Below are 21,288 nucleotides of genomic sequence, written 5' to 3'. Positions count from 1 at the left end.
CGCTCAATCGTCTCCTTCGTCCGGTCCGGTGTCGCGCCCGAAGTTCGGGGCCGCCGAATCCTGCCCGGCGTCGATGATCGCCCGGCGGATGTCGCGGGTGCGGCTGAACAGGCTGTAGAGCGCGTCTCCGTCGCCCCAGCGGATCGCACGCTGCAGGGCGGTCAGGTCTTCGGAGAACCGGCCGAGCATTTCCAGCACCGCCTCGCGGTTGTTCAGGAACACGTCGCGCCACATGGTCGGATCGGATGCCGCGATGCGCGTGAAGTCGCGGAAACCGGCGGCCGAGAACTTGATGACCTCGGACTTGGTGACCGCCTCCAGATCGTCCGCCGTGCCGACGATGTTGTAGGCGATCAGATGCGGGATGTGGCTGGTGATGGCCAGCACCTGATCGTGGTGCTTCGGATCCATCAGCTCGACATTGGCGCCCATGGCTTCCCAGAAGGCCTGCACCCGGGCGATGGCCTCGTCGCCACCTTCCGGAACCGGCGTGATGATGCACCAGCGGTCCTGGAACAGGGTGCCGAAACCCGCCGCCGGTCCGGAATTCTCGGTGCCCGCGACCGGGTGGGCGGGCACGAACTGCGCGTGCGCCGGCACGTGGGGCGCGATGCTCTCGGCAATCGTCTGCTTGACCGAGCCGACATCGGACAGGATGGCGCCTTCGGCCAGATCAGCCGAAATTTCCTGCGCGATCAGGCTCATTACACCGGGTGGCGTGCACAGAATGACCAGATCAGCACCTCTGACGGCTTCCGCATTGCTGGCGAAGGCTTCATCCACCAGACCCAGCGAAAGGGCCGCTTCACGGTGGGTCTGGTCCGGCGTGGCGCAGACGATGGTCTTCGCCAGCCCGCGTTCACGGACAGCGCGCGCGATCGACGAGGCGATAAGGCCGATGCCGATCAGGCACAGCCGGTCGAAGGGCTTGAAGTCGGCCATCAGCTTTCCAGAAAGGCTTTCAGCGCCTCGATCACGGCCAGATTGTCATCCTCGGTGCCGATGGTGATGCGCAGGCAGTCGGGCAGGCCATAGCCCGCGACGGGCCGCACGATGATGCCGCGCGCCTTCAGCCAGGCATCCGCCGCCTGCACCTGTTCCGCGCCGCCGGGAAACCGGGCCAGCACGAAATTGCCGATGCCGGGCGGCACGTCCAGGCCGAGCGCCCGCAGTTCGGCGCTCAGTTTCGGCAGCCAGATGTCGTTGTGGGTGCGGGCCGCGTCGATGTGGGCGGTGTCTTCCAGCGCCGCGATGGCCGCTTCCTGTGCGCCCAGATTGACGTTGAAGGGACCGCGCGCGCGATGCAGCACGCCGATGATCTCCGGCGGGGCATAGCCCCAGCCGACCCGCAGACCGGCCAGCCCGAAGATTTTCGAGAAGGTCCGCAGCATGATCACATTGTCATGCGCGCCGACCATCTGGATGCCGCTGTCATAATCGTTGCGGCTGACATACTCGGCATAGGCGGCGTCGATCACCAGCAGGATGTCGTCGCGCAGCCCGTCGCGCAGGCGCTGCACCTCGTCGATGGTCAGGAAGGTGCCGGTGGGATTGTTCGGGTTGGCCAGAAAGCAGATCCGCGTCCGCTCGGTCACCGCCGCCAGCAGCGCATCGACATCCGCCGTCAGGTCGGTTTCGGGTGCCATCACCGGAGTCGCGCCGTTGGCCCTGGCCGCGATCGGATACATCAGGAATCCGTGGCGGCTGAACAGCACTTCGTCGCCGACACCGGCGTAGGACGACACGATCAGCCCGATCAGCTCGTCCGACCCGTTCGAGCAGATCAGCCGGTCCGCATCCAGCCCGTGGTGTTTCGCCAGCGCGGTGCGCAGCCGGGTTGCCCCGCCGTCGGGATATTCCGCCATCCGCGGGGCCATGTCGCGCAGTGCCTGGATGGCGCGCGGGCTCGGGCCCAGCGGGGTTTCGTTGGCCGACAGCTTGCGGACGTGGGCCATGCCCTCGATCTCGGCCTCGCCGCCCTTGTAGGGGGTGATGTCCATCAGGCCGGGCTGGGGTGTCGGGTTGGTCATCTTCAGCTATTCCTTGTTGTCGTCCAGCACGCCGACCGGCCGGGCGGCGGCGCCGACGGATATGGCGGACATGATGCCGCCGCCGCTGGCTTCTTCCAGGCGCGTCAGGCGGTCATCGTCGCGGCGGACGAAGCCATCGACCTGCAGCAGCTGGCGCATGTAGCCGTCGGTCTGGTGCGCGGCCACGACACCGCCGGTCAGGCCCGCCTCCGTCAGCAGGGCACCCAGCCGGGCCCGCGACAGTTCCGGGTCGGTGCGGGCGATGATGAAGCTCAGATCGTCGCTGGACGGTTCCGGCGGATAGGTCGCCACCACCATCAGCCGCCGGCTTTCGAACCGTCCCGTGGCGCTTTCGTAGAAGGGCAGCAGGCCGACGATGTTCATGGTCTCGCTGTCCTCGGCGGACAGGTTCGGCCACCAGGGCTGCGGTTCCTCGTGCTCGGGCCAGGGCAGCACACCGATGGTACCGCCGTTGCCCGCCTCCTGCAGCACCCGCTGCGGGCTGCCGCACAGCTGGATCGGGGTCAGGATGCCGAAATGATTGCGCGCCAGATCCCAGTGGCTGATGGACCGCTCGGGGGCGTAGAGCGCGACCTTGACCGGCTGCTGCATGAAGCAGGCGGCCGACACGATCTCGCGCCAGATCCTCACGACCACCGCCGACGGCAGCGCGCCCTCGTGGCGGGCCAGCAGGCCCCTGACCAGTTCGGCTTCGCGGCCCGGGCGCACGAACGCCGTCACGTCGCCGCCCGCGCTGCGCTTGGCGAGTCCGATCCGCTTGACCACAGCGGCACGCTCGCGCAGCAGCCCGTGCAGTTCGCCATCGATGCGGTCAATCTCTTCACGCAGCTTGTCCAGACCAGCGGTCGCCTGTTCCGACATTCAGCCCCTCTCCTCAATCCTGCCCGGCGGCGGCGGAGCATAGAGCGGAAACCGGCCAGATGAAAACATTCTGATGGCCATGCGCCGAAATCGTCGCGCGGGCCTGCGCCCGATGCCGCATCCCGCCGCGCGGACGCTTGCTGGACAAGGCCGGATGCCGCTGCTACTCACCGCTGATCGACGGTATTCAGGGACGGGGTCCACCGATGAGCGCGAAGAAGAAGCCGCTGGTCATTGTCACACGCAAGCTGCCCGACGCGATCGAAACGCGGATGATGGAGCTGTTCGACACGCGTCTGAACCTTGATGACAAGCCGATGAGCAAGGCCGAACTGATGGAGGCCGTGAAGGTCGCCGACGTTCTGGTGCCCACGGTGACCGACCGGATCGACGCGGGCATTCTCAGCCAGGCCAACCCGGACCTGCGGCTGATCGCCAGCTTCGGCACCGGCGTCGATCACATCGATCTGGCCGCCGCCCGCCAGCGCGGCATCACCGTATGCAACACGCCCGGCGTGCTGACCGAAGACACCGCCGACATGACCATGGCGCTGATGCTGTCGGTGCCGCGCCGCCTGACCGAAGGCGAGCGCAAGCTGCGCGAGGGCGACTGGCAGGGCTGGTCGCCGACCCACATGCTGGGTCACCGGATCTGGGGCAAGCGGCTGGGGATCATCGGCATGGGCCGCATCGGCATGGCCGTGGCCCGACGCGCCAAGGCGTTCGGCCTGTCGATCCACTATCACAACCGCCGCCGGGTGCACGAAAGCATCGAGAAGGAACTGGAGGCCACCTACTGGGAGAGCCTGGACCAGATGCTGGCGCGCATGGACATCATCTCGGTCAACTGCCCGCACACGCCGGGTACCTATCACCTGTTGTCGTCGCGCCGCCTGAAGCTGATGCAGCCGCACGCCTATATCGTGAATACGTCGCGCGGCGAGGTGATCGACGAGAACGCGCTGACCCGCATGCTGCGCGCGGGCGACATCGCCGGCGCCGGTCTGGACGTGTTCGAACACGAACCGGCGGTGAACCCGAAGCTGGTGGAACTCGACAATGTCGTGCTGCTGCCGCACATGGGCTCGGCGACCATCGAAGGCCGCGTCGACATGGGCGAGAAGGTGCTGATCAACATCAAGACCTTCGCCGACGGCCACACCCCGCCCGACCGGGTGCTGCCCGACCTTTAGGCGTACCGGCGCATATACTCGTGTGACGAACGCGGCGGGTTTCACCTTCGTCTGGGTTCCGGGATCAAGCCTGTCCCCGGCCTGAACGGGGATCCCGGAACAGGGCAGGTTTGTGAATGCGGTCGTGACAGACCACCGCGCGCAGACCGGTTGCGAATGCCGATCGACCTTCAGACCACCGCCGCGGGGGCCTGCGGGACGGTGGCCCAGAATTCCGGGTCGTGGCCGTAGAAGATGCGCGCGCCGCGGTCCTGCAGGGCTTTCAGCTTCTTCAGGCTGTCCATCATCTGGTCCGCATCCGACAGGATCATCGGCAGGCGCATTTCCTCCAGCGTGCGGCGCAGGTAGCAGGCGTCGCCCGTCAGCACGATGTCGCCGCTGGCGTGCCTCACCTTCAGCGACTGGTGGCCCGGGGTGTGGCCGGGGGTCGGGATGCACACCACCGCGCCGTCACCGAACAGGTCATGTTCACCGTCGGCCAGGATACGGTCGTGGCCGTGATCGAAATCCTGCTTCATGTAGCCGACCTTTGCGGCGACATCGGGATCGTTGGCGGCCTCCCATTCGCGCCGCTGGAGCACGACGGGGCAGCAGTCCAGCGCGTCGTTGCCGCCCGCGTGGTCGAAATGCAGGTGGCTGTTGACCAGAAAGGTGATGTCCTTCGGTTCCAGCCCCAGGCTTTCCAGCCGCGCCACCACGTCCTGACCGGCCTCGAAGTCCACGGCGTAGTATTTGGCGATCTTGCCCAGCCGTGCTTCCGGGTCCGTCTGGACCTGCTTGTTCAGGCCGGTGTCGAACAGCACGTTCCCCTTCGGATGCCGGATCAGGTAGCTGGGTATGGGGATTTTCAGCTTGCCTTCCGCGCCGGCGAGCATGGCTTTCAGGCTCATGGTCAGCCAGCCGCAGGTCATCGCATGGATTTCGACGGTCATCGTTTCGTCCTCCCCGACGTGTTCACTTCTAGCGCGCGATCAGCAGGCCTTCGAGATAGTGCCCATACTCATTGCCCTTCAGCCGGGCGGCAAGCGCCTTCAGGTCGTCGTTGCCGATCCAGCCGTTGCGCCAGGCGATTTCCTCCGGCGCGGAGATCTTCAGACCCTGCCGCTTCTCGACCGCGTGCACGAACTCGGATGCTTCCAGCAGGCTGCCCGGCGTGCCCGTGTCCAGCCAGGCGAAGCCCCGGCCCAGGGTTTCCACCTTCAGGCGGCCCTGTTCGAGATAATGCCGGTTGACGTCGGTGATCTCCAGTTCGCCGCGCGGCGAGGGCGTGATCGAGCGGGCGATCTCGGCGGCCTTCGCATCGTAGAAATACAGGCCCGTGACCGCATAGGGCGAGGGGGCGGGATCGGGCTTTTCGATGATGTCGGTCGCGGTGCCGTCGGCATCGAAGACCACCACACCGTAGCGTTCCGGATCCCGCACCCAGTAGGCAAACACCACGGCCCCGTCATCGAAATCAGCGGCATCCTTCAGCATCTTCGAGAAGCCGCGCCCGTAGTAGATGTTGTCACCCAGTACCAGCGCGCACTTGTCCCCGGCGACGAAATCCTCGGCGATGATCAGGGCCTGGGCGATGCCCTTCGGTTCGGGCTGTTCCGCATACTGAATGCGGACGCCCCAGTCGCGCCCGTCGCCCAGAAGCGCCTGGAAGCGCGGCAGGTCCGATGGGGTCGAAATCAGCATGATGTCGCGAATCCCGGCCAGCATCAGGGTCGCCACGGGGTAATAGACCATCGGCTTGTCATAGACCGGCAGCAGCTGTTTCGAGACCACATGGGTCATCGGGTGCAGGCGCGACCCCGCGCCGCCCGCCAGAACGATACCTTTCATCAGCCGGTCTCCCTCACAGGTTTGCCGAACGCCGCCTTAAGTTCGGGCAGGTGCGTGCGCCAGTCCGGTTGCTCGATGCCGAAGGCGCTGCGGATGCGGCGGCAGTCCAGCACCGAATTCGCGGGACGGGGCGCTGGCCGCGGGTATTCTGCCGACGTGCAGGCGTCGACGGTCACGGGCCGGTCCTTCAGGATTTCCGAGGCGAAGCCGTGCCACGTGACCGAGGGCGCGCCGCAGAAATGATAGGTGCCCCAGGGCGCGATGTCGGCTGAATTGGCCCGCTCGGCGATGTCCAGGCAGGCATCCGCGATGGCATCGGCCGGGGTCGGCCCGCCGCGCTGGTCATCCACCACGCGCAAAGTGCCGGTGCCCTGGTCGGCCAGCCGCAGCATGGTCTTGACGAAATTGTCGCCGATCGCGCCGAAGACCCAGGCGGTGCGCAGGATGATGTGCTTGCCCCAGGCCTCGCGGACGGCGCGTTCGCCCGCCTCCTTGGTGCGGCCGTAGACGGAAGCAGGCGCGACCGGATCGCTTTCGGCATAGGCCGTGCGCTTGGTGCCGTCGAAGACGTAATCCGTCGACAGGTGAATCAGCGGCGTCCCGAGAAGCGAGCACGCGCGGGCCAGATGGCCGGGCGCTTCGGCGTTCAGAACGTGGGCGGCGTCGGGCTCGGCTTCCGCGCCGTCCACGTCGGTCCAGGCGGCGCAATTGATCAGGGCGGCGGGGCGGATGCTGTCGACCGCGTCCCGGACCGCGCCCGCATCGGTGATGTCCAGTTCGTTGCGGCTCATGCCGATGACGCTCTGCCCGCGCGCCATCGCCCGCCAGCGCAGCGCGGAGCCGACCTGCCCGTCGGAGCCTGTGACCAGCAGAACCACGCCTGCTCAGCCTTCGCCCAGACGGCGGCGGTCGTGCACGGTGTCGATCCAGTCGCGGTTGTCCAGATACCAGCGGATGGTCTGATCCATGCCGTCCTCGAACGATATGGCCGGTTTCCAGCCCAGTTCGGTCTCGATCTTCGTCGGGTCGATGGCATAGCGCTGGTCGTGGCCGGGCCGGTCGGTGACGAAGGTGATCAGCTTCTCGTGCGGGGTGAAGCGTGCGCCCTCGACCCGGTCCATGCGGGCGCAGATGGTCTTCACCAGATCCAGGTTGCGCCGCTCGCCCCGCGCCCCGACCAGATAGGTCTCGCCCGGCGTGCCGGACTCCAGCACGCGCAGCAGGGCGGCCACATGGTCGTCCACATGAATCCAGTCGCGCACGTTCGCGCCGTCGCCATAGACCGGCAGGGGCCTGCCCGCGACCGCGTTCATGACGATCACCGGGATCAGCTTTTCCGGGAACTGGTAGGGGCCGTAGTTGTTGCCGCAGTTGGTGATCAGCACCGGCAGGCCGTAGGTGGCCCCGAATGCGCGCACCAGATGGTCCGACCCGGCCTTCGATGCGGCATAGGGCGAGTTGGGCCGGTAGGGGTCGTTTTCCGTGAAATAGCCGCCGTCGGGCAGGCTGCCGTAGACCTCGTCGGTGGAGACATGCAGGAAGCGGAATGCCTGCTGCGCCTCGGGCCGGATGTTCCGCCAGTAGGCCAGTGCGGCCTCCAGCATCGCGCCGGTGCCGGTGACGTTGGTGCGGATGAAGTCGGCGGGGCCGTCGATCGACCGGTCAACGTGGCTCTCGGCGGCCAGATGCATGACCGCGTCGGGCCGGAACTGCTTCATGGCGGCAGCGACGGGCGCGACGTCGCAGACGTCGGCCTCCAGAAACGCGTAGTCCGCACTGTCGGCCACGCTGGCGACATTCTCGGGCAGGCCCGCATAGGTCAGCGCATCCACGTTCAGCACCTGATGGCCGTCGCCCACCAGCCTGCGCACCAGGGCCGATCCGATGAAGCCGCAGCCGCCGGTCACGATGATCTTCATCTGTTCAAACGCCCTCAAAATCCTTCAACGCCGGCCATCTGCGGTCCTTGTCGGACAGGATCGCATCGGCCACGGCCACCGGCCAGTCGATACCGATATCGGGGTCGTCGAACCGGATTCCCAGTTCTGCCGCCGGATCGTACTGGCCTGTGACCTTGTACAGCACCTCGGCCCCGTCCGTCAGCGTGCAGTAGCCATGGGCGAAACCTTCCGGCACCCAGAGCTGTTCCCAGTTCTCCGCCGACAGTTCCATCGCCACATGCCGGCCGAAGGTGGGCGAGCCACGCCGGACATCCACCGCCACGTCCAGGATCGCGCCCCGGCAGCACCGCACCAGCTTGCCCTGCGGGTTCGGTGCGCCCTGCAGGTGCAGCCCGCGCAGCGTCCCCTTCGCGCCATTCAGCACGTGATTGTCCTGCACGAAGTCGAGCGCCAGTCCCGCCTCGGCGAAGGCGCGGGCGTTCCAGACCTCGGAAAAGAAACCGCGATGGTCGCCATGCCGCACCGGCCGCACCCGTTTCACATCCGCTATGGCGGTCGCCTCAATCTGCATGGTGCGTGTCACTCCGGGACGGTTGCGGGCCGATTCACCTGATGGAACCGCAGGGTAGCAAGAAACATGCGACAGGCATCCCCGTGCTGTGGCGTGGCCCGAACGGGAAACCCGGAACGGGTAGGAGTGTGATGACGTCTTGACGAACCACCACGCGCAGCGTTCGCATCGGCACGAGCGGTGATGGGTTTCACCATCCGCTGGGTTCCGGGATCGAGTCCCGGAACAGGGAAGAGCGTACGGGTGCGTTCGTGACAGACCACCACGCGCAGCGGGACTCGATCCCGCTGCGCAGAGGGCGGTCAAATCTGATCCGACTGATGCAATGCGGACTCTGTACTGGGTTCCGGGATCAAGTCCCGGAACGCGGGAGAGTGTGCGGATGTGTCCCTGACTGACTACCACGTGCAGCGGGATCCCCGGTCAGGCCGGGGACAGGCTTGATCGAAGTTTACCCCGCAGCCCAAAGCTTGGCATATGCTGGGGCCATGAGTGCAGCAACGACTTCGCAATCCGACAGCCCGACGCGGTGGGCGCTGGTGCTGACGGCGGTCGGCGCGGGCGTGCTGATCGGGTTTCAGGTCGGCAAGGCCCCGCCGATGATCGGCGCGATCCGGGCGGAGCTGGGGCTGGATCTGGTGCAGGCCGGGTTCTACATGTCGATGATCAACGGCATCGCCGTGCTGACCGGGATCGTGGCGGGCATCCTTTCGGACAATGCGGGCCGCCGGCGGGCGGTGATGCTGGGCGTGATCTGCCTGATCGCAGGCAACGTGCTGGGCGCACTGGCCGACAGCGCCGCACTCCTGTTTGCGTCGCGCCTGCTGGAGTCCATCGCTTTCGTCGGCATCGTCGTCTCGGTGCCGGGCCTGATCCTGGAGGTCACCCGGCAGCGCGACCTGGGCACGGCCCTGTCGGTCTGGTCGACCTACATGCCCGCCGGATTCGCGACCATGATGGCGCTCGGTCCCCTGCTGGCCAGCCCCGAACAGTGGCGCAGCATCTGGTGGCTGAACGCCGCTCTGGGCGTGGCCTATCTGGTGCTGTTCCTGAGTGTCTGCCGCGGCGTCGGCGCGCCGCCCGAAGCCGCCCGCGAGCTGCGTGGCCTGCGCGCGGTGATGGCCCGGCCCGGCCCGTGGCTGCTGGGCGTATGTTTCATGCTCTACACCGTGCAGTGGTTCGGTGTGCTGACCTGGCTGCCCAGCATCATGCAGTCGGTCGGTCTCAGCGTTGCCGCGGCCGGGTTCGGCGTGGCGCTGGTGGTCGCGGGCAACATCATCGGCAACCTGATGGCCGGTGTCGCGCTGAACCGCGGCATCCCGCGCTGGGCCATCATTGCCTTCTGCAGCCTGTCGCTGGGGCTGCTGACGCTGGGCATCTACGACGACGGCATCGCGCCCGTGTGGCGCCTGATCATGGCGGGCGCGTTCTCGGCCATCGGCGGCGCGATCCCCGGCGCGGTGCTGTCGGGATCGGCGGTCCACAGCCCGACACCGCAGCAGATCGGCCTGACCAACGGCGTCATCGTGCAGTGCACCAACTTCGGCTCCCTGATCGGCCCGCCCGCCGTTGCCCTGGTCGCCGCCTCGGCAGGGGGCGATTTCACCGCCGCGCGCTGGCTGACGCTGGCTGCCGGCCTGACCGGGGTCGGCGTGGCGCTGATCCTGCGCGGTGTCGAACGGCGGATGGCCGAAGCCGGATAGCCGCCGCCCGCATCCCCGTCCATTTCGTCGCAGCCTCAGGTCGCGGATTGACCAATCCGTGTCGCAGCCTATTTTCCGCTGCGGGTCACCTCCCCCCAACGGGAGGCAGGGAACGCATGGTGGCAACCGGCGTGCCCGTACGTACTGGAAGGTACCGTCATGCAAAAACCGGAAGGGCGTCCGGCGACGCCCGAATTTTCCTCTGGTCCCTGCGCCAAGCGCCCGGGCTGGTCCCCCGAAAACCTCAATGACGCCGCGCTGGGCCGTTCCCACCGTGCCGCGATCGGCAAGGCCAGGCTCAAGGCCGTGATCGACCGTTCGAAAGCCCTGCTGGGCATCCCGGACGATTATGTGCTGGGCATCGTGCCGGGCTCGGACACGGGTGCCGTCGAGATGGCCATGTGGTCGCTGCTGGGTCCGCGCCCGGTCGATGTGCTGGCCTGGGAAAGCTTCGGGTCCGGCTGGGTCACCGACATCACCAAGCAGCTGAAGCTGGACGACGTCCGCGTGATCGAGGCCGGCTATGGCGCGCTGCCCGATCTGGGTCTGGTCGATTTCGCCCATGACGTCGTCTTCACCTGGAACGGCACCACGTCGGGCGTCTGCGTGCCGGACGGCGACTGGATCTCTGCCGACCGTGAGGGGCTGACGATCTGCGATGCGACGTCTGCCGCCTTCGCCATGGAACTCGATTGGCCGAAGCTGGATGTGGTCACCTGGTCCTGGCAGAAGGTGCTGGGCGGCGAGGCGGCTCACGGCATGATCGCGCTGAGCCCCCGCGCGGTCGCGCGTCTGGAAAGTTACAGCCCGCCATGGCCGATGCCGAAACTGTTCCGCATGACCAAGGGTGGCAAACTGATCGACGGCATTTTCAGGGGCGAGACCATCAACACGCCTTCGATGCTGGCCGTCGAGGATGCGCTGGACACGCTGGGCTGGGCCGAAAGCATTGGCGGTCTGCCCGCCCTGATCGGGCGCTGCACCGAGAGCCTGGCCGCCCTGGAAAGCTGGGTCGCGAGCTCCGACTGGGCGTCGTTCCTGGCCGGGGACAAGGCCAGCCGGTCGCATACCTCGGTCTGCATCTCGATTGCCGATCCGTGGTTCGATCAACTGTCGCCCGAGCAGCAGAAGGACGTGCCGAAGAAGCTGTCGAAGCTGCTGGAGGACGAGGGCGTCGCCTATGACATCAACGGTTACCGCGATGCGCCGCCGGGTCTGCGGATCTGGTGCGGTGCCACCGTCGAACCGTCCGATGTCGCAGCGCTGACGCCCTGGCTCGACTGGGCCTATGCGTCGGTGAAGGCGGAGATGTCCGCTTCCTGAACTGAACGGTCACCCCGGCCTTGTGCCGGGGTCCGGAGCGGCGCTGCCGCAAGATTCATGACTCGCCGGATGCCGGGACAAGCCCGGCATGACTGGCTTCTACCACCCAAGGAATACCCCCATGCCCAAAGTCCTGATTTCAGACAAGATGAGCCCCCTGGCCGCCCAGACCTTCCGCGAACGCGGTGTCGAGGTCGACGAGAAGACCGGCCTGTCGAAGGAAGAACTGATCGCCATCATCGGCGACTATGACGGTCTGGCCATCCGTTCATCGACCAGGGTCGATGCCGATGTGCTGATGGCGGCCAGGAACCTGAAGGTGATCGGCCGCGCCGGTATCGGCGTCGATAATGTCGACGTGAACGCCTCGACCGCCGCCGGTGTGTGCGTGATGAACACGCCCTTCGGCAATTCCATCACCACCGCCGAGCACGCGATTGCGATGATGATGGCGCTGGCCCGCCAGATCCCGCAGGCCGACCGGTCCACCCAGGCCGGCAAGTGGGAGAAGTCGAAGTTCATGGGCGTCGAGGTCACGGCCAAGACGCTGGGCGTCATCGGCTGCGGCAACATCGGCGCGATCGTGGTCAACCGCGCGCAGGGTCTGAAGATGCGGGTGATCGCCGCCGACCCGTTCCTGTCGGTCAGCCGCGCCAAGGAACTGGGCGTCGAGAAGGTGGAACTGCCCGAGCTTTACGCCCGCGCCGACTTCATCACCATGCACACGCCGCTGACCGACCAGACCCGCAACCTGATCGACGCGGATGCGCTGGCGCAGATGAAGGACGGCGTGCGCATCGTCAACTGCGCGCGCGGCGGCCTGATCGTCGAGGAAGACCTGAAGGCCGCGCTCGATTCCGGCAAGGTCGCGGGCGCGGCGCTGGACGTGTTCTCGTCGGAACCGGCGAAGGAGAACGTGCTGTTCGGCCATCCGGAGGTCATCACCACACCGCACCTGGGCGCGAGCACGACCGAGGCGCAGGTGAACGTGGCGCTGCAGGTCGCCGAGCAGATGGCGGATTTCCTGATCGACGGTGCCGTCTCCAACGCGCTGAACATGGCGTCGGTGACGGCCGAGGAAGCCCCGCGCCTGAAGCCCTATCAGGTGCTGGCCGAGCAGCTGGGTGCCTTCATGGGCCAGACGGTGAAAAGCGGCGTGAAGTCGGTCCGGGTGTCCTATCAGGGCCGGGTGGCGCGTCTGAACGTGAAGCCGCTGACGGCCATCGTGCTGCAGGGGCTGCTGAAGCCGCTGATGGATTCGGTGAACATGGTCAACGCGCCGATCATGGCGCAGGAGCGCGACATCCAGATCGTCGAGGAACGCGACGAGCAGCCCGGCAACTATCAGACCGCGATCCGCGTCTTCGTGGAGACCGAGAACGGCACCCGTTGCATCGGCGGCACCCTGTTCGCGGGCGACATGCCGCGCATCATCGAGATCGACAACATCACCATGGAGGCGGAGATCGGCAGCCACATGCTGTTCGTGCGCAACCACGACAAGCCGGGCTTCATCGGGCGGCTGGGCACCCTGCTCGGCGATGCGGGCGTTAACATCGGCACCTTCCATCTGGGCCGGGCGAACGGTAATGCCGTCTCCTTCATCCAGATCGACGAGCCCATGCCCGCCTCGGTCCTGAAGGCGGTCGAGGGCCTGACCGACTACGTCCAGCGGGTCGACGCCCTGAATTTCTAGCGCCGTCCTGTCTTTGACTGACTTGCCGACTCCCGGGCTGTCACCCCCGGCTTGTCCGGGGGCCTTGCTGCATATCCGGCCCGCGCGGCGTTCGCCGGGTCGTCCGCTGCCCCCGCACGGCGGCGGGGGTGACGCATGGTGTGTCCGGTCGTTTCAATCAGATGCCGGAGCGGTCCGGAGTGCTTCCAGCACGATTGAACGACTAGCGTGCTTCCAGCACGACGAAGGCCTGGGCCAGATCGCCTTCGTCGGTCAGCGAGATATGGGCCATGCCGGTCATCCCGTCGGGCGTCATGGCGGACAGGGTCTCGGCCGCCGCGCCGGTGATGCGCAGGTCCGGCTTGCCGTTGGCGGCGGAGATCACCTCCAGTTCCTTCAGGCCCGCGAACTCGCCGATGCCGGTGCCCAGCGCCTTCGAGGCGGCTTCCTTGGCGGCATAGCGGCGCGCGAGGCGCTGGGCGGTGTCCGCCCGGTCGACGCAGGCGGCCTGCTCGGCGGCGGTGAAACAGCGATCGAGGAAGCGCTGCCCGAACCGGTCCAGCGATTGCGCAATGCGGCGTGTGTCGCACAGATCGATGCCGATCCCCAGGATCATGAAGGGCAGACCATCAGGCGGTCGCGCTGCCGGTGGCTTCGGCGCGGGCCTTGTCCATCAGGCTGCGCATGCGCGTGATGGCGGATGTCAGGCCGGAGAAGATCGCCTCGCCCATCAGGAAGTGCCCGATGTTCAGTTCGACCACCTGCGGGATGGCGGCGATGGGGCCGACCGTATCGAAGGTCAGCCCGTGCCCGGCGTGGACCTCCAGTCCCAGATCGTCAGCATAGCGCGCGGCCTCGACGATGCGGGCCAGCTCGTGCGCGCGGGCCTGCGGATTGGCCGCATCGCAATAGGCCCCGACGTGCAGTTCGACCACGGGCGCGCCCAGCGCCTTGGCGACGTGAAGCTGCACCGGTTCGGGGTCGATGAACAGCGACACGCGCATGTCCCCGTCCAGCAGGCTTTTCACGAAGGGGGCGAGGTGCTTGTGGTGCGCGGCGACGTCCAGACCGCCCTCGGTTGTCACTTCCTCACGCTTCTCGGGCACCAGACAGGCCGCGTGGGGCTTGTGGCGCAGCGCGATGCCCAGCATCTCGTCGGTCGCGGCCATCTCGAAATTCAGCGGCAGGTCGATCTCGGCGGTCAGCCGTTCGATGTCGCCGTCGGAGATGTGGCGGCGATCCTCGCGCAGGTGCGCCGTGATGCCGTCCGCGCCCGCTTCCGCCGCCTGGCGTGCGGCGCGCACGGGGTCCGGATGCCCCCCGCCGCGCGCGTTGCGGATGGTGGCGACATGGTCGATGTTCACGCCCAGTCGAAGCCGGTTGTTCATGGGGCAGTCCTCCAGATCACGACGTCAGGCGCACTATATGCCGCTGTCTTCGTGAAGTTCCAGCCTGCGCTCAGGCCGCCCGCGCATGTTCGGGGATGGGAATGGCGTCCAGTTCGGGCTGGACTTCCTCGATCAGGCGGCGCGTCTGGTCCATCAGGTCGGCATCGTCGCTGCCGATGGGACGCAGGATGAACTTGGTCGCCCCCGCGTCGGCATATTCGGCCAGCCGCTTCAGGATGGTGCCACCGTCGCCGACCATGAAATAGCCGCGCGGGTCGCGTTTCAGGCGCTTCTCGAAGCGGTCCATTTCGGCGGCCACGGCTTCGTCGTCCGGCGAGCCGAAGCGGAACGGGAAGGCCGCGCCGAAGTGATCTTCGGGCACCTTGCGCCCCTGGGCGATGGCCGTGTCGCGGATCGCCTTGATGACGGGGCGGAGCTGCTCCGGCGTTTCGAAGGCCGCCTGCCAGCCGGTACCGTACTTCGCCGTGCGGTCCACCGCCGCCTTGGTCGATCCGCCGATCCACATGGGCAGGTTCGGGTTCACCGGCACGGGCGAGATCCGCGCGCCCTTCAACTGGAAGTACTTGCCGTCATAATCCAGCGTCTCGCCCTTCCACAGGCGCATGATGATCTCCAGCGCCTCGTCGGACTTCGCGCCGCGTCCTGCGGTGGGCGTGCCCGTCGCGTCCCAGTCGGGGGCCAGCTTGGCACCGATCCCGAAGGCGGGCAGCATCCGACCGCCGCCCGACAGATAGTCGATGGTGGCGATCTGCTTGGCCAGCAGCACCGGTTCACGCAGCGCCAGCGAGGCGACATTCATGCCGAACTTCAGCTTCCTGGTGCGCGCGGCCACGGCGGCCAGCGTCACCAGCGGCTCCAGATGCGGGCGCGCCGAGGCGATGCGATCCGACTGCCAGTAGCTGTTGACCCCGCCGTCCTCCAGCAGGTCGATCCAGTCCCAGAAGGGCGCGGCCCCGCTGAACGGCAGTTCGCCAAATCCCAGTCCGACGCGTACCGGCATGATCCCATCTCCCCGTTGCGGCTGGCCATCCGGCCAGACTCTGAGCACAATAGTGGCGCGGAACGCATGACAGGAAAAGACCGCTTGCAAAACATCGGGCCTTGGGGAGGGCATCTGGGATGGCACTGAAACTGGCGAAGAAGACCGAATTCGGACTGACCCTGAAGCTGTGGACGCACGACGAAACGGTCGCGGCGGTAAAACTGGCCGAGGACAACGACTATGATTCCATGTGGCTGGGGGACCACATCGTCTTCGCCGTGCCGATCCTGGATCCGATGCTGCAACTGGCGCAGGTCGCCGCGCTGTCGACCCGGCTGACGGTGGCGACCGGGGTCTACCTTCTGCCCCTGCGCCATCCGACCGCGACCGCCAAGCTGGCCACGACGCTGGACCATATCTCGGGCGGGCGCTTCATCTTCGGCACCGGCGTCGGCGGGGAGTTCCCCGGCGAGTTCGCCGCTGTCGAGACGCCGCACACCGAACGCGGCGGGCGTACGTCGGAGGCCATCGAGGTCATTCGCAAGCTCTGGACCGGCGAGAAGATCACCCACGAGGGCAAGTATTACACCCTGCCCGAAACGCAGATGCTGCCGAAGCCGGTGCAGAAGGACGGCCCGCCCGTCTGGGTCGGCGGACGCTCGCCCGCCGCGCTGCGCCGTGCCGCGACGCTCTGCGACGGCTGGATTTCCTATGTGGTGACGCCGGAGATGTTCGCCGAGTCCATGGCGACCATCGAACAGGAAATGGACAAGGCGGGCCGTACGGTCGATGCCTATGGCACCGGCCATCTGCTGTTCTTCCGCATCGACGATGATTTCGACACCGCCTGGGACAATGCGACCGACCATCTGACCACGCGCTACGGTATGGATTTCCGCAAGCCCGCGAAGCGCTACGCGGCGCTCGGCACGCCCGAACAGGTCGCCGACAGCATCCGCAAGTTCCACGCCGCCGGGGTCCGCCACTTCGTCATGGACCCGACCGGACCGCTGGACCAGGCCAACGACCAGCTCGCCCGCTTCGCGCAGGAGGTGCGCCCCCTGTTGCGCGATCTGGACTGACGACCGGCGGCGCATCGCCGGATGCTGCGCAACACGACTTGACAGGCAGGCCGGTCAGACCCTATATCGCGCGCTCTGTGGCGGGGTAGCTCAGCTGGTTAGAGCAGCGGAATCATAATCCGCGTGTCGGGGGTTCAAGTCCCTCTCCCGCTACCATTCCTTTTCCCCCAAGTTTCCGGTGTTTTGTCTCTGCGCGCGCCGTCCGCGCGGTATAGCCTTCCGGGCGACCGGTTCCGGTCAAAATGCTTGGGTCCGCGTCCGGACCGGACGATACTGGCACCCGCGACGCTGGAGGGGCCAGCGATGCCGGAGGGAAAAGACATGCTGCTGTACGAACATCCGCTTTCGTCCTATGCGCAGAAGATCAAGATCGCCCTGCGCGAGAAGGGAATCGACTTCAGCGCCGAGGTGCCGGAGGGACTCGGGTCGGGGCGGTCGGGCGGCGACTTTGCCGATGCCAGCCCCCGTCTCGAAGTGCCGACGCTGATCGACGGAGAGGCACGGATCTTCGATTCCACCATCATCATGGAATATCTGGAAGACCGCTTTCCGGACCCGCCGCTGCTGCCGCGCGATCCCCTCGCCCGGGCCGGGGCGCGGATGATCGAGGACGTTTGCGACACGCTGTACGAAGCGGTCAACTGGGGCATCGGCGAGATCCTGTGGTTCGACCGTGCGACCGGCGCGCAGGCCGATCGGATGCGGGCGACCGCGGCGCGTCAGACGGTCGAACTGCAGGACTGGCTGACGGCCCGGCTTGGCGACCGGGACTGGTTCAACGGTGCGCAATTCGGCTGGGCCGATGTGGCGGTTGCGCCCTATCTGAACCGGTCGTTCCACTATGGCCTTGGCACCGCGGAGGGAACGCCGCTGGCACGGTGGCGTGAACGGGCCGTGCAGCGACCCTCGGTCAAGGCGACGTTTGCCGAATTCGAGGCGGCGGCGAGCGGCATGTCCGGCGGGGCCGCGCGCCTGGCGTCCGGCGCGATCCGGCGCCAGTACCGCGATCACCGTCTGGAATGGATGATGAAATCCGGCGGCGTGCAGATCGTGCTGGATGGCATGGAGAAGGGAAACATCCGTTTCAGCTGGCCGCTGGGCGACAGCGGTTCGTATGGTTTCCGGTCGATCGCCTGAACGGGTTTCCGGTGCGCAGCCCGCACGAGAGGCGGCTGGCGATCCCGGCAGGACTTGAACCTGCAACAACCTGCTTAGAAGGCAGGTGCTCTATCCAGTTGAGCTACGGGACCGCTGGGAGGGGCTTATAGCCAATACCGCGCGGCCGTGCGCTGGGAAAAATTGCCGCTTGGCGGCCCGCGCGCGCACCGGACCCCCATGGTATCTTCTGGTGCGCCGCGCCTTGCTGCTATACTGCCGCGAACGGACCCGGAGGAGGCGCATCGTGAAACTTTCCGAAGAGCAACTGCAGCAGTTCGACGAGCTGGGCTATGTCATGCTGCCCGACCTGTTCGACCCGGCGGAGATCGCGGCCGTGACCGCCGACCTGCCGCGCATCTATGCCATGGACCGCCCCGAGGTCTGGCGCGAGAGCACCGGCGTCGTCCGCACCGCCTTCGCCGCGCACCACTACAGCGAGCCCTTCGCGCTGATCGGCAAACACCCGCGCCTGGTCGAGCCGGTGAAGCAACTGCTGGGCGGGGACGTCTACATCCACCAGTACAAGATCAACGCCAAGGCCGCCTTTGATGGCGATGTCTGGCAATGGCACCAGGATTACGGCACCTGGGCGCGCGACGACGCGATGCCCGAACCGCGGGCGATGAACATCGCGCTGTTTCTGGACGATGTGACCGAATTCAACGGCCCCCTGTGGATCATGCCGGGCAGCCACAAGCAGGGCGTTTTCGAGGCCGGGCACGATCTGGCCACCACGTCCTATCCGCTATGGACGCTGGACAAGCAGACCATCGCCGAGCTGGCCAACACCCACGGCATCTTCTCGGCCAAGGGCAGGGCGGGATCGGTGCTGATGTTCCATTCCAACATCGTGCACGCCAGTTCGCCCAACATCGGGCCGTGGGGGCGGACGATCGTCTATCTCAGCCTGTGTCACGTCGACAACCACATCCGCCAGTTCAAGCGCGAGGAATGGATCGCCCACCGCGACTTCACGCCCGTGCAGAGCGCGCCCGACGACTGCCTGAAAAGCTACGCCGCCGGACAGGTCGCCGCCGAGTGAGTCTGGCGGGCAAGACCGTCGACGGTTTCATCGAGCGTCTGGAGCGCGCGCCGACCGGGTCGGGGCCGCTCGACGGGCTGACCTTCGGGCTGAAGGACCTCTACGACGTGCAGGGGCGCACCGCCGGGTGCGGCAATCCCGACTGGCTGCGCACGCACGGACCGGCGGATGCGGACTGCCCGGTGCTGGCGACCCTGCTGGCGGCGGGCGCGACCCTGACCGGGATCACCCACACCGACGAACTGGCCTACAGTCTGAACGGTGAGAACCACCATTACGGCACGCCGCTGAACCCCGCCGCGCCGGACCGCATTCCGGGCGGTTCCTCGTCCGGGTCGGCGTCGGTGGTGGCCAACGGACAGGCGGACTTCGCGATCGGCTCGGACACCGGCGGATCGGTGCGCATTCCGGCGACCTATTGCGGGCTGTACGGCATCCGCACGACACAGGACCGGATCGACCTGTCGGGCTGCATGCCGCTGGCGCCCGGCTATGACACCTGCGGCTGGTTCGCGCGGGACACGGATGTGTTCGCCAGGGTCGGCGGCGTCCTGCTGGGCGAGACCGCCATGGCGGACCCCGAAAGCCGCCGCTGGCTGATGGACCCCGCGCTGTTCGGCCTGTGCGATGCCGAAACCCGCACCGTCTTGATCCGCGCGCTGGGCGGGCTGGGCCTGAAGGTCGGGCAGGCCGACCTGGGCTTCGATCCCGAGGGCTGGAAGGAAGCCTTCCGCATCCTGCAGGCGCACGAGATCTGGCAGGTGCATGGCGACTGGGTCGCGGCGGAAACTCCCGTCTTCGGCCCCGGCGTGAAGGACCGTTTTGCCATGGCGCGCGCCATCACGGCCGACGAGGTGGCGCGGATGCAGCCGGTCCGCGATCAGGTGACGGGCATGCTGGACGATCTGCTGGGCGATGACGGGGTGCTGCTGCTGCCGGCCGCGCCCGGCCCGGCACCGGTGAAGAACTGGGACGCGAAACTGCTCGACGACTTCCGCTACCGCATCATCGCGCTGACCTGCATCGCCGGCCACAGCGGCCTGCCCCAGGTCACCCTACCCGCCGGCACCGCCGACGGCGCGCCCGTGGGCCTGTCGATGATCGGCCCGAGAGGCAGCGACGCGATGCTGGTGGGACTGGCGACGGCGCTGGCGGGCCGGGGAAGCGCGTGATGATGGACCGATGGGGCACGCTTCCGGTGTCTCATCCGCCGATCAGTGTCGCGCGTGTCCCGTCTTCGCCATGACCGTCCCCATGGCGGCCCCGATGCTCGACCCGCCGCAGGATGACGGCGCGGGCTCGGGCAGTTCGGGTCGGGCGGTTTCCCATTCGTCGGCGGCGTAGATGTCTTCCAGGGTCAGGCCGGAGCGCGCGAGCACGTAATCCTCGGGCTTCGGGAACATGGGATGGACGGCGGACCAGTTGAACGGACCGGCCGTTCCGTCGGGCAGGGCGACCTGACCGTCGCCGTCCAGCCGTCCGCCCGCCGCCTCGACCAGCTCGCGGATCGATACATCGGTGCCGTCTTCCAGAAGGGTGCGCGTGCCGTAGCGCATGTAGTGCGTGCCGACGGACATCAGGCCGCTGCCGTCGCGCGCGGGCCGGGTCAGCACGCAATGCACCATCCGGTCGTCCGGACTGCCGACCTCGGCCCCGGTGGTGGCCCGTACCTTCGTGCCATCCGCCCGCATCAGCGCCCCGTCGCTGCGCAGGATATCGATCACCGGCACATGCCGCCCCTCGAACCGCCCGTCGGCGCACCACGTCGCGTGCCCCGGCGTCACCATCAGCCCGTGCAGGTCCAGAATACAGCGCACCTCGTTCGCAAACGTCCGCGACACCCGCCCGGCCTTCAGATTGCCGTCCGCGTCGTAGGACAGAACCTCATCGCCGGGCTGGACATCCTCAATCGGCTTGACGGACCCGTCCGCCATGGTGACCGGGGTGCCGGGGGCGAAGCATTCGTATGCCTCACTGACGTGTCTCGATGCGCCACCGAACAGAAAATCTTCTGTGTTTCCTCCAAAAGAGAAGCCGCCATAACTGCTTTGAAGTGAAATCATTGCAGTGCTTGGAAGGTTGTCAAAAATCCAAAGTCCGTCAAACCAGTCCAGAAACGATCCGCCCGCAGCCGCTACGTCTTTTGCAAAACTGTAGCAGTGATTATCATTGAGACTGTATTCTCCAAGGATGCTCAATTCATTGGCCATAGCGGATTCTGCAAACTTTACAGCATCCTCAAAGCCTCCATCGGACAATTCAATAATAGTGCCTTGAGCAACTGTTCCCTGTCCTGCGCGACTTGATACGCTCGCGATCATCCGTTCAAGACTCGAGCGATCAATCATTCCATCAGTAGATATCGTCAAATTCGGAACAGACCTTGTTCGAACTTGACCGATTGGATCGCCCGAGGAATTTCTGCCGTAGCGCCCATATTCAAAATAGCGTGTTAGGCCTGTATTGCCGTCAACAACAATGATTCCAGCATGGCCAAGTCCTGTAAA

General features: G+C 66.6%; 20 protein-coding genes and 2 tRNA genes. 9 read left to right on the top strand and 13 right to left on the bottom strand.

Going from position 1 to position 21,288, the window contains the following annotated elements:
- Nucleotides 1-3: 3 nt before the first annotated feature.
- From ACN0X7_RS07835 to ACN0X7_RS07825, 3 genes are read right to left on the bottom strand one after another with little or no spacing between them, the layout of a single operon-like run.
- On the bottom strand, nucleotides 4-942 hold the full coding sequence (locus ACN0X7_RS07835; protein ID WP_417515858.1) for a prephenate/arogenate dehydrogenase family protein: 939 nt from the start codon (nucleotides 940-942) through the stop codon (nucleotides 4-6).
- Nucleotides 942-2,030, bottom strand: a complete 1,089-nt coding sequence (gene hisC / locus ACN0X7_RS07830; RefSeq protein WP_417515856.1) for a histidinol-phosphate transaminase — start codon at nucleotides 2,028-2,030, stop codon at nucleotides 942-944. Before hisC ends, ACN0X7_RS07835 begins: the two co-directional genes overlap by 1 nt.
- A gap of 6 nt (nucleotides 2,031-2,036) precedes the next feature.
- The gene (locus ACN0X7_RS07825) at nucleotides 2,037-2,912 is read right to left on the bottom strand and encodes a chorismate mutase (protein WP_417515854.1); all 876 of its coding nucleotides are present in this window, start codon (nucleotides 2,910-2,912) and stop codon (nucleotides 2,037-2,039) included.
- 206 nt (nucleotides 2,913-3,118) lie between these two features.
- On the opposite strand from ACN0X7_RS07825, the gene ACN0X7_RS07820 reads away from it, so the two are divergent.
- The gene (locus ACN0X7_RS07820) at nucleotides 3,119-4,105 is read left to right on the top strand and encodes a 2-hydroxyacid dehydrogenase (protein ID WP_417515852.1); all 987 of its coding nucleotides are present in this window, start codon (nucleotides 3,119-3,121) and stop codon (nucleotides 4,103-4,105) included.
- 170 nt (nucleotides 4,106-4,275) lie between these two features.
- Here ACN0X7_RS07820 and ACN0X7_RS07815 read toward each other — a convergent pair whose 3' ends face one another.
- From ACN0X7_RS07815 to rfbC, 5 genes are read right to left on the bottom strand one after another with little or no spacing between them, the layout of a single operon-like run.
- The gene (locus tag ACN0X7_RS07815) at nucleotides 4,276-5,037 is read right to left on the bottom strand and encodes an N-acyl homoserine lactonase family protein (protein ID WP_417515850.1); all 762 of its coding nucleotides are present in this window, start codon (nucleotides 5,035-5,037) and stop codon (nucleotides 4,276-4,278) included.
- 28 nt (nucleotides 5,038-5,065) lie between these two features.
- Nucleotides 5,066-5,935 carry a glucose-1-phosphate thymidylyltransferase RfbA gene (gene rfbA, locus ACN0X7_RS07810; RefSeq protein WP_417515848.1) on the bottom strand — a complete coding sequence of 290 codons (870 nt, stop codon included), beginning with the start codon at nucleotides 5,933-5,935 and terminating at the stop codon, nucleotides 5,066-5,068.
- Entirely contained in the window at nucleotides 5,935-6,813 is an 879-nt protein-coding gene (gene rfbD, locus ACN0X7_RS07805; RefSeq protein WP_417515846.1) for a dTDP-4-dehydrorhamnose reductase, read from the bottom strand. The genes rfbA and rfbD overlap by 1 nt, the downstream gene beginning before the upstream one ends.
- Before the next feature lie 6 nt (nucleotides 6,814-6,819).
- Nucleotides 6,820-7,854: a dTDP-glucose 4,6-dehydratase gene (gene rfbB, locus ACN0X7_RS07800; RefSeq protein WP_417515844.1), complete on the bottom strand. Its 1,035-nt coding sequence runs from the start codon at nucleotides 7,852-7,854 to the stop codon at nucleotides 6,820-6,822.
- A 4-nt stretch (nucleotides 7,855-7,858) separates the two neighbouring features.
- Nucleotides 7,859-8,407: a dTDP-4-dehydrorhamnose 3,5-epimerase gene (rfbC, locus tag ACN0X7_RS07795; RefSeq protein ID WP_417515842.1), complete on the bottom strand. Its 549-nt coding sequence runs from the start codon at nucleotides 8,405-8,407 to the stop codon at nucleotides 7,859-7,861.
- 488 nt (nucleotides 8,408-8,895) lie between these two features.
- Between rfbC and ACN0X7_RS07790 the strand changes: the two genes are divergently transcribed.
- From ACN0X7_RS07790 to serA, 3 genes are all read left to right on the top strand, one after another.
- Complete coding sequence (locus ACN0X7_RS07790) at nucleotides 8,896-10,110, top strand: CynX/NimT family MFS transporter (protein WP_417515840.1); 1,215 nt, start codon at nucleotides 8,896-8,898, stop codon at nucleotides 10,108-10,110.
- Between the two features lie 159 nt (nucleotides 10,111-10,269).
- Nucleotides 10,270-11,433, top strand: coding sequence for a phosphoserine transaminase (locus tag ACN0X7_RS07785; protein WP_417515838.1), 1,164 nt, complete (start codon nucleotides 10,270-10,272; stop codon nucleotides 11,431-11,433).
- A 121-nt stretch (nucleotides 11,434-11,554) separates the two neighbouring features.
- Nucleotides 11,555-13,129, top strand: coding sequence for a phosphoglycerate dehydrogenase (serA, locus tag ACN0X7_RS07780; protein ID WP_417515836.1), 1,575 nt, complete (start codon nucleotides 11,555-11,557; stop codon nucleotides 13,127-13,129).
- A gap of 202 nt (nucleotides 13,130-13,331) precedes the next feature.
- On the opposite strand, the gene acpS is transcribed toward serA, so the two are convergent.
- From acpS to ACN0X7_RS07765, 3 genes are all read right to left on the bottom strand, one after another.
- The gene (gene acpS / locus ACN0X7_RS07775; protein ID WP_417515834.1) at nucleotides 13,332-13,724 is read right to left on the bottom strand and encodes a holo-ACP synthase; all 393 of its coding nucleotides are present in this window, start codon (nucleotides 13,722-13,724) and stop codon (nucleotides 13,332-13,334) included.
- 13 nt (nucleotides 13,725-13,737) lie between these two features.
- Nucleotides 13,738-14,496, bottom strand: a complete 759-nt coding sequence (locus ACN0X7_RS07770) for a pyridoxine 5'-phosphate synthase (RefSeq protein ID WP_417515832.1) — start codon at nucleotides 14,494-14,496, stop codon at nucleotides 13,738-13,740.
- Between the two features lie 70 nt (nucleotides 14,497-14,566).
- Entirely contained in the window at nucleotides 14,567-15,517 is a 951-nt protein-coding gene (locus ACN0X7_RS07765) for an LLM class flavin-dependent oxidoreductase (protein ID WP_417515830.1), read from the bottom strand.
- A gap of 119 nt (nucleotides 15,518-15,636) precedes the next feature.
- On the opposite strand from ACN0X7_RS07765, the gene ACN0X7_RS07760 reads away from it, so the two are divergent.
- The 3 genes from ACN0X7_RS07760 to ACN0X7_RS07750 all read left to right on the top strand — a co-directional run bounded on the left by ACN0X7_RS07760 (nucleotide 15,637) and on the right by ACN0X7_RS07750 (nucleotide 17,718).
- Entirely contained in the window at nucleotides 15,637-16,581 is a 945-nt protein-coding gene (locus ACN0X7_RS07760) for an LLM class flavin-dependent oxidoreductase (RefSeq protein ID WP_417515828.1), read from the top strand.
- A gap of 79 nt (nucleotides 16,582-16,660) precedes the next feature.
- Nucleotides 16,661-16,737 (top strand) — tRNA-Met (locus tag ACN0X7_RS07755).
- A 147-nt stretch (nucleotides 16,738-16,884) separates the two neighbouring features.
- The gene (locus ACN0X7_RS07750) at nucleotides 16,885-17,718 is read left to right on the top strand and encodes a glutathione S-transferase family protein (protein ID WP_417515826.1); all 834 of its coding nucleotides are present in this window, start codon (nucleotides 16,885-16,887) and stop codon (nucleotides 17,716-17,718) included.
- A 36-nt stretch (nucleotides 17,719-17,754) separates the two neighbouring features.
- Here the strand turns inward: ACN0X7_RS07750 and ACN0X7_RS07745 are convergent.
- Nucleotides 17,755-17,831 (bottom strand) — tRNA-Arg (locus ACN0X7_RS07745).
- Between the two features lie 152 nt (nucleotides 17,832-17,983).
- Here ACN0X7_RS07745 and ACN0X7_RS07740 point away from each other — a divergent pair.
- A complete protein-coding gene (locus ACN0X7_RS07740) occupies nucleotides 17,984-18,781 on the top strand; it encodes a phytanoyl-CoA dioxygenase family protein (protein ID WP_417515824.1) in 798 nt (265 codons plus the stop codon).
- Entirely contained in the window at nucleotides 18,778-19,953 is a 1,176-nt protein-coding gene (locus ACN0X7_RS07735) for an amidase (protein WP_417515822.1), read from the top strand. Before ACN0X7_RS07740 ends, ACN0X7_RS07735 begins: the two co-directional genes overlap by 4 nt.
- Before the next feature lie 42 nt (nucleotides 19,954-19,995).
- Here the strand turns inward: ACN0X7_RS07735 and ACN0X7_RS07730 are convergent, their stop codons facing one another.
- Nucleotides 19,996-20,715, bottom strand: coding sequence for a hypothetical protein (locus ACN0X7_RS07730; protein ID WP_417515820.1), 720 nt, complete (start codon nucleotides 20,713-20,715; stop codon nucleotides 19,996-19,998).
- Between the last annotated feature and the right edge of the window lie 573 nt (nucleotides 20,716-21,288).

The organism is Minwuia sp. (genome assembly GCF_048263705.1).
GTDB lineage: Bacteria > Pseudomonadota > Alphaproteobacteria > Minwuiales > Minwuiaceae > Minwuia.
Note: the sequence above shows the minus strand (reverse complement) of the source record. Positions and strands in the feature narration are given on the sequence as shown.

Excerpts from the sequence above, each read along its gene's own strand:
- ACN0X7_RS07820 (WP_417515852.1), top strand. The coding sequence starts at position 3,119 with ATGAGCGCGAAGAAGAAGCCGCTGGTCATTGTCACACGCAAGCTGCCC.
- ACN0X7_RS07790 (WP_417515840.1), top strand. The coding sequence starts at position 8,896 with ATGAGTGCAGCAACGACTTCGCAATCCGACAGCCCGACGCGGTGGGCG.
- ACN0X7_RS07730 (WP_417515820.1), bottom strand. The coding sequence starts at position 20,715 with ATGGCGGACGGGTCCGTCAAGCCGATTGAGGATGTCCAGCCCGGCGAT.
- acpS (WP_417515834.1), bottom strand. The coding sequence starts at position 13,724 with ATGATCCTGGGGATCGGCATCGATCTGTGCGACACACGCCGCATTGCG.
- ACN0X7_RS07765 (WP_417515830.1), bottom strand. The coding sequence starts at position 15,517 with ATGCCGGTACGCGTCGGACTGGGATTTGGCGAACTGCCGTTCAGCGGG.
- rfbB (WP_417515844.1), bottom strand. The coding sequence starts at position 7,854 with ATGAAGATCATCGTGACCGGCGGCTGCGGCTTCATCGGATCGGCCCTG.
- ACN0X7_RS07760 (WP_417515828.1), top strand. The coding sequence starts at position 15,637 with ATGGCACTGAAACTGGCGAAGAAGACCGAATTCGGACTGACCCTGAAG.
- rfbC (WP_417515842.1), bottom strand. The coding sequence starts at position 8,407 with ATGCAGATTGAGGCGACCGCCATAGCGGATGTGAAACGGGTGCGGCCG.
- ACN0X7_RS07785 (WP_417515838.1), top strand. The coding sequence starts at position 10,270 with ATGCAAAAACCGGAAGGGCGTCCGGCGACGCCCGAATTTTCCTCTGGT.
- ACN0X7_RS07770 (WP_417515832.1), bottom strand. The coding sequence starts at position 14,496 with ATGAACAACCGGCTTCGACTGGGCGTGAACATCGACCATGTCGCCACC.
- serA (WP_417515836.1), top strand. The coding sequence starts at position 11,555 with ATGCCCAAAGTCCTGATTTCAGACAAGATGAGCCCCCTGGCCGCCCAG.
- rfbA (WP_417515848.1), bottom strand. The coding sequence starts at position 5,935 with ATGAAAGGTATCGTTCTGGCGGGCGGCGCGGGGTCGCGCCTGCACCCG.
- ACN0X7_RS07750 (WP_417515826.1), top strand. The coding sequence starts at position 16,885 with ATGCCGGAGGGAAAAGACATGCTGCTGTACGAACATCCGCTTTCGTCC.
- ACN0X7_RS07825 (WP_417515854.1), bottom strand. The coding sequence starts at position 2,912 with ATGTCGGAACAGGCGACCGCTGGTCTGGACAAGCTGCGTGAAGAGATT.
- hisC (WP_417515856.1), bottom strand. The coding sequence starts at position 2,030 with ATGACCAACCCGACACCCCAGCCCGGCCTGATGGACATCACCCCCTAC.
- ACN0X7_RS07835 (WP_417515858.1), bottom strand. The coding sequence starts at position 942 with ATGGCCGACTTCAAGCCCTTCGACCGGCTGTGCCTGATCGGCATCGGC.
- ACN0X7_RS07815 (WP_417515850.1), bottom strand. The coding sequence starts at position 5,037 with ATGACCGTCGAAATCCATGCGATGACCTGCGGCTGGCTGACCATGAGC.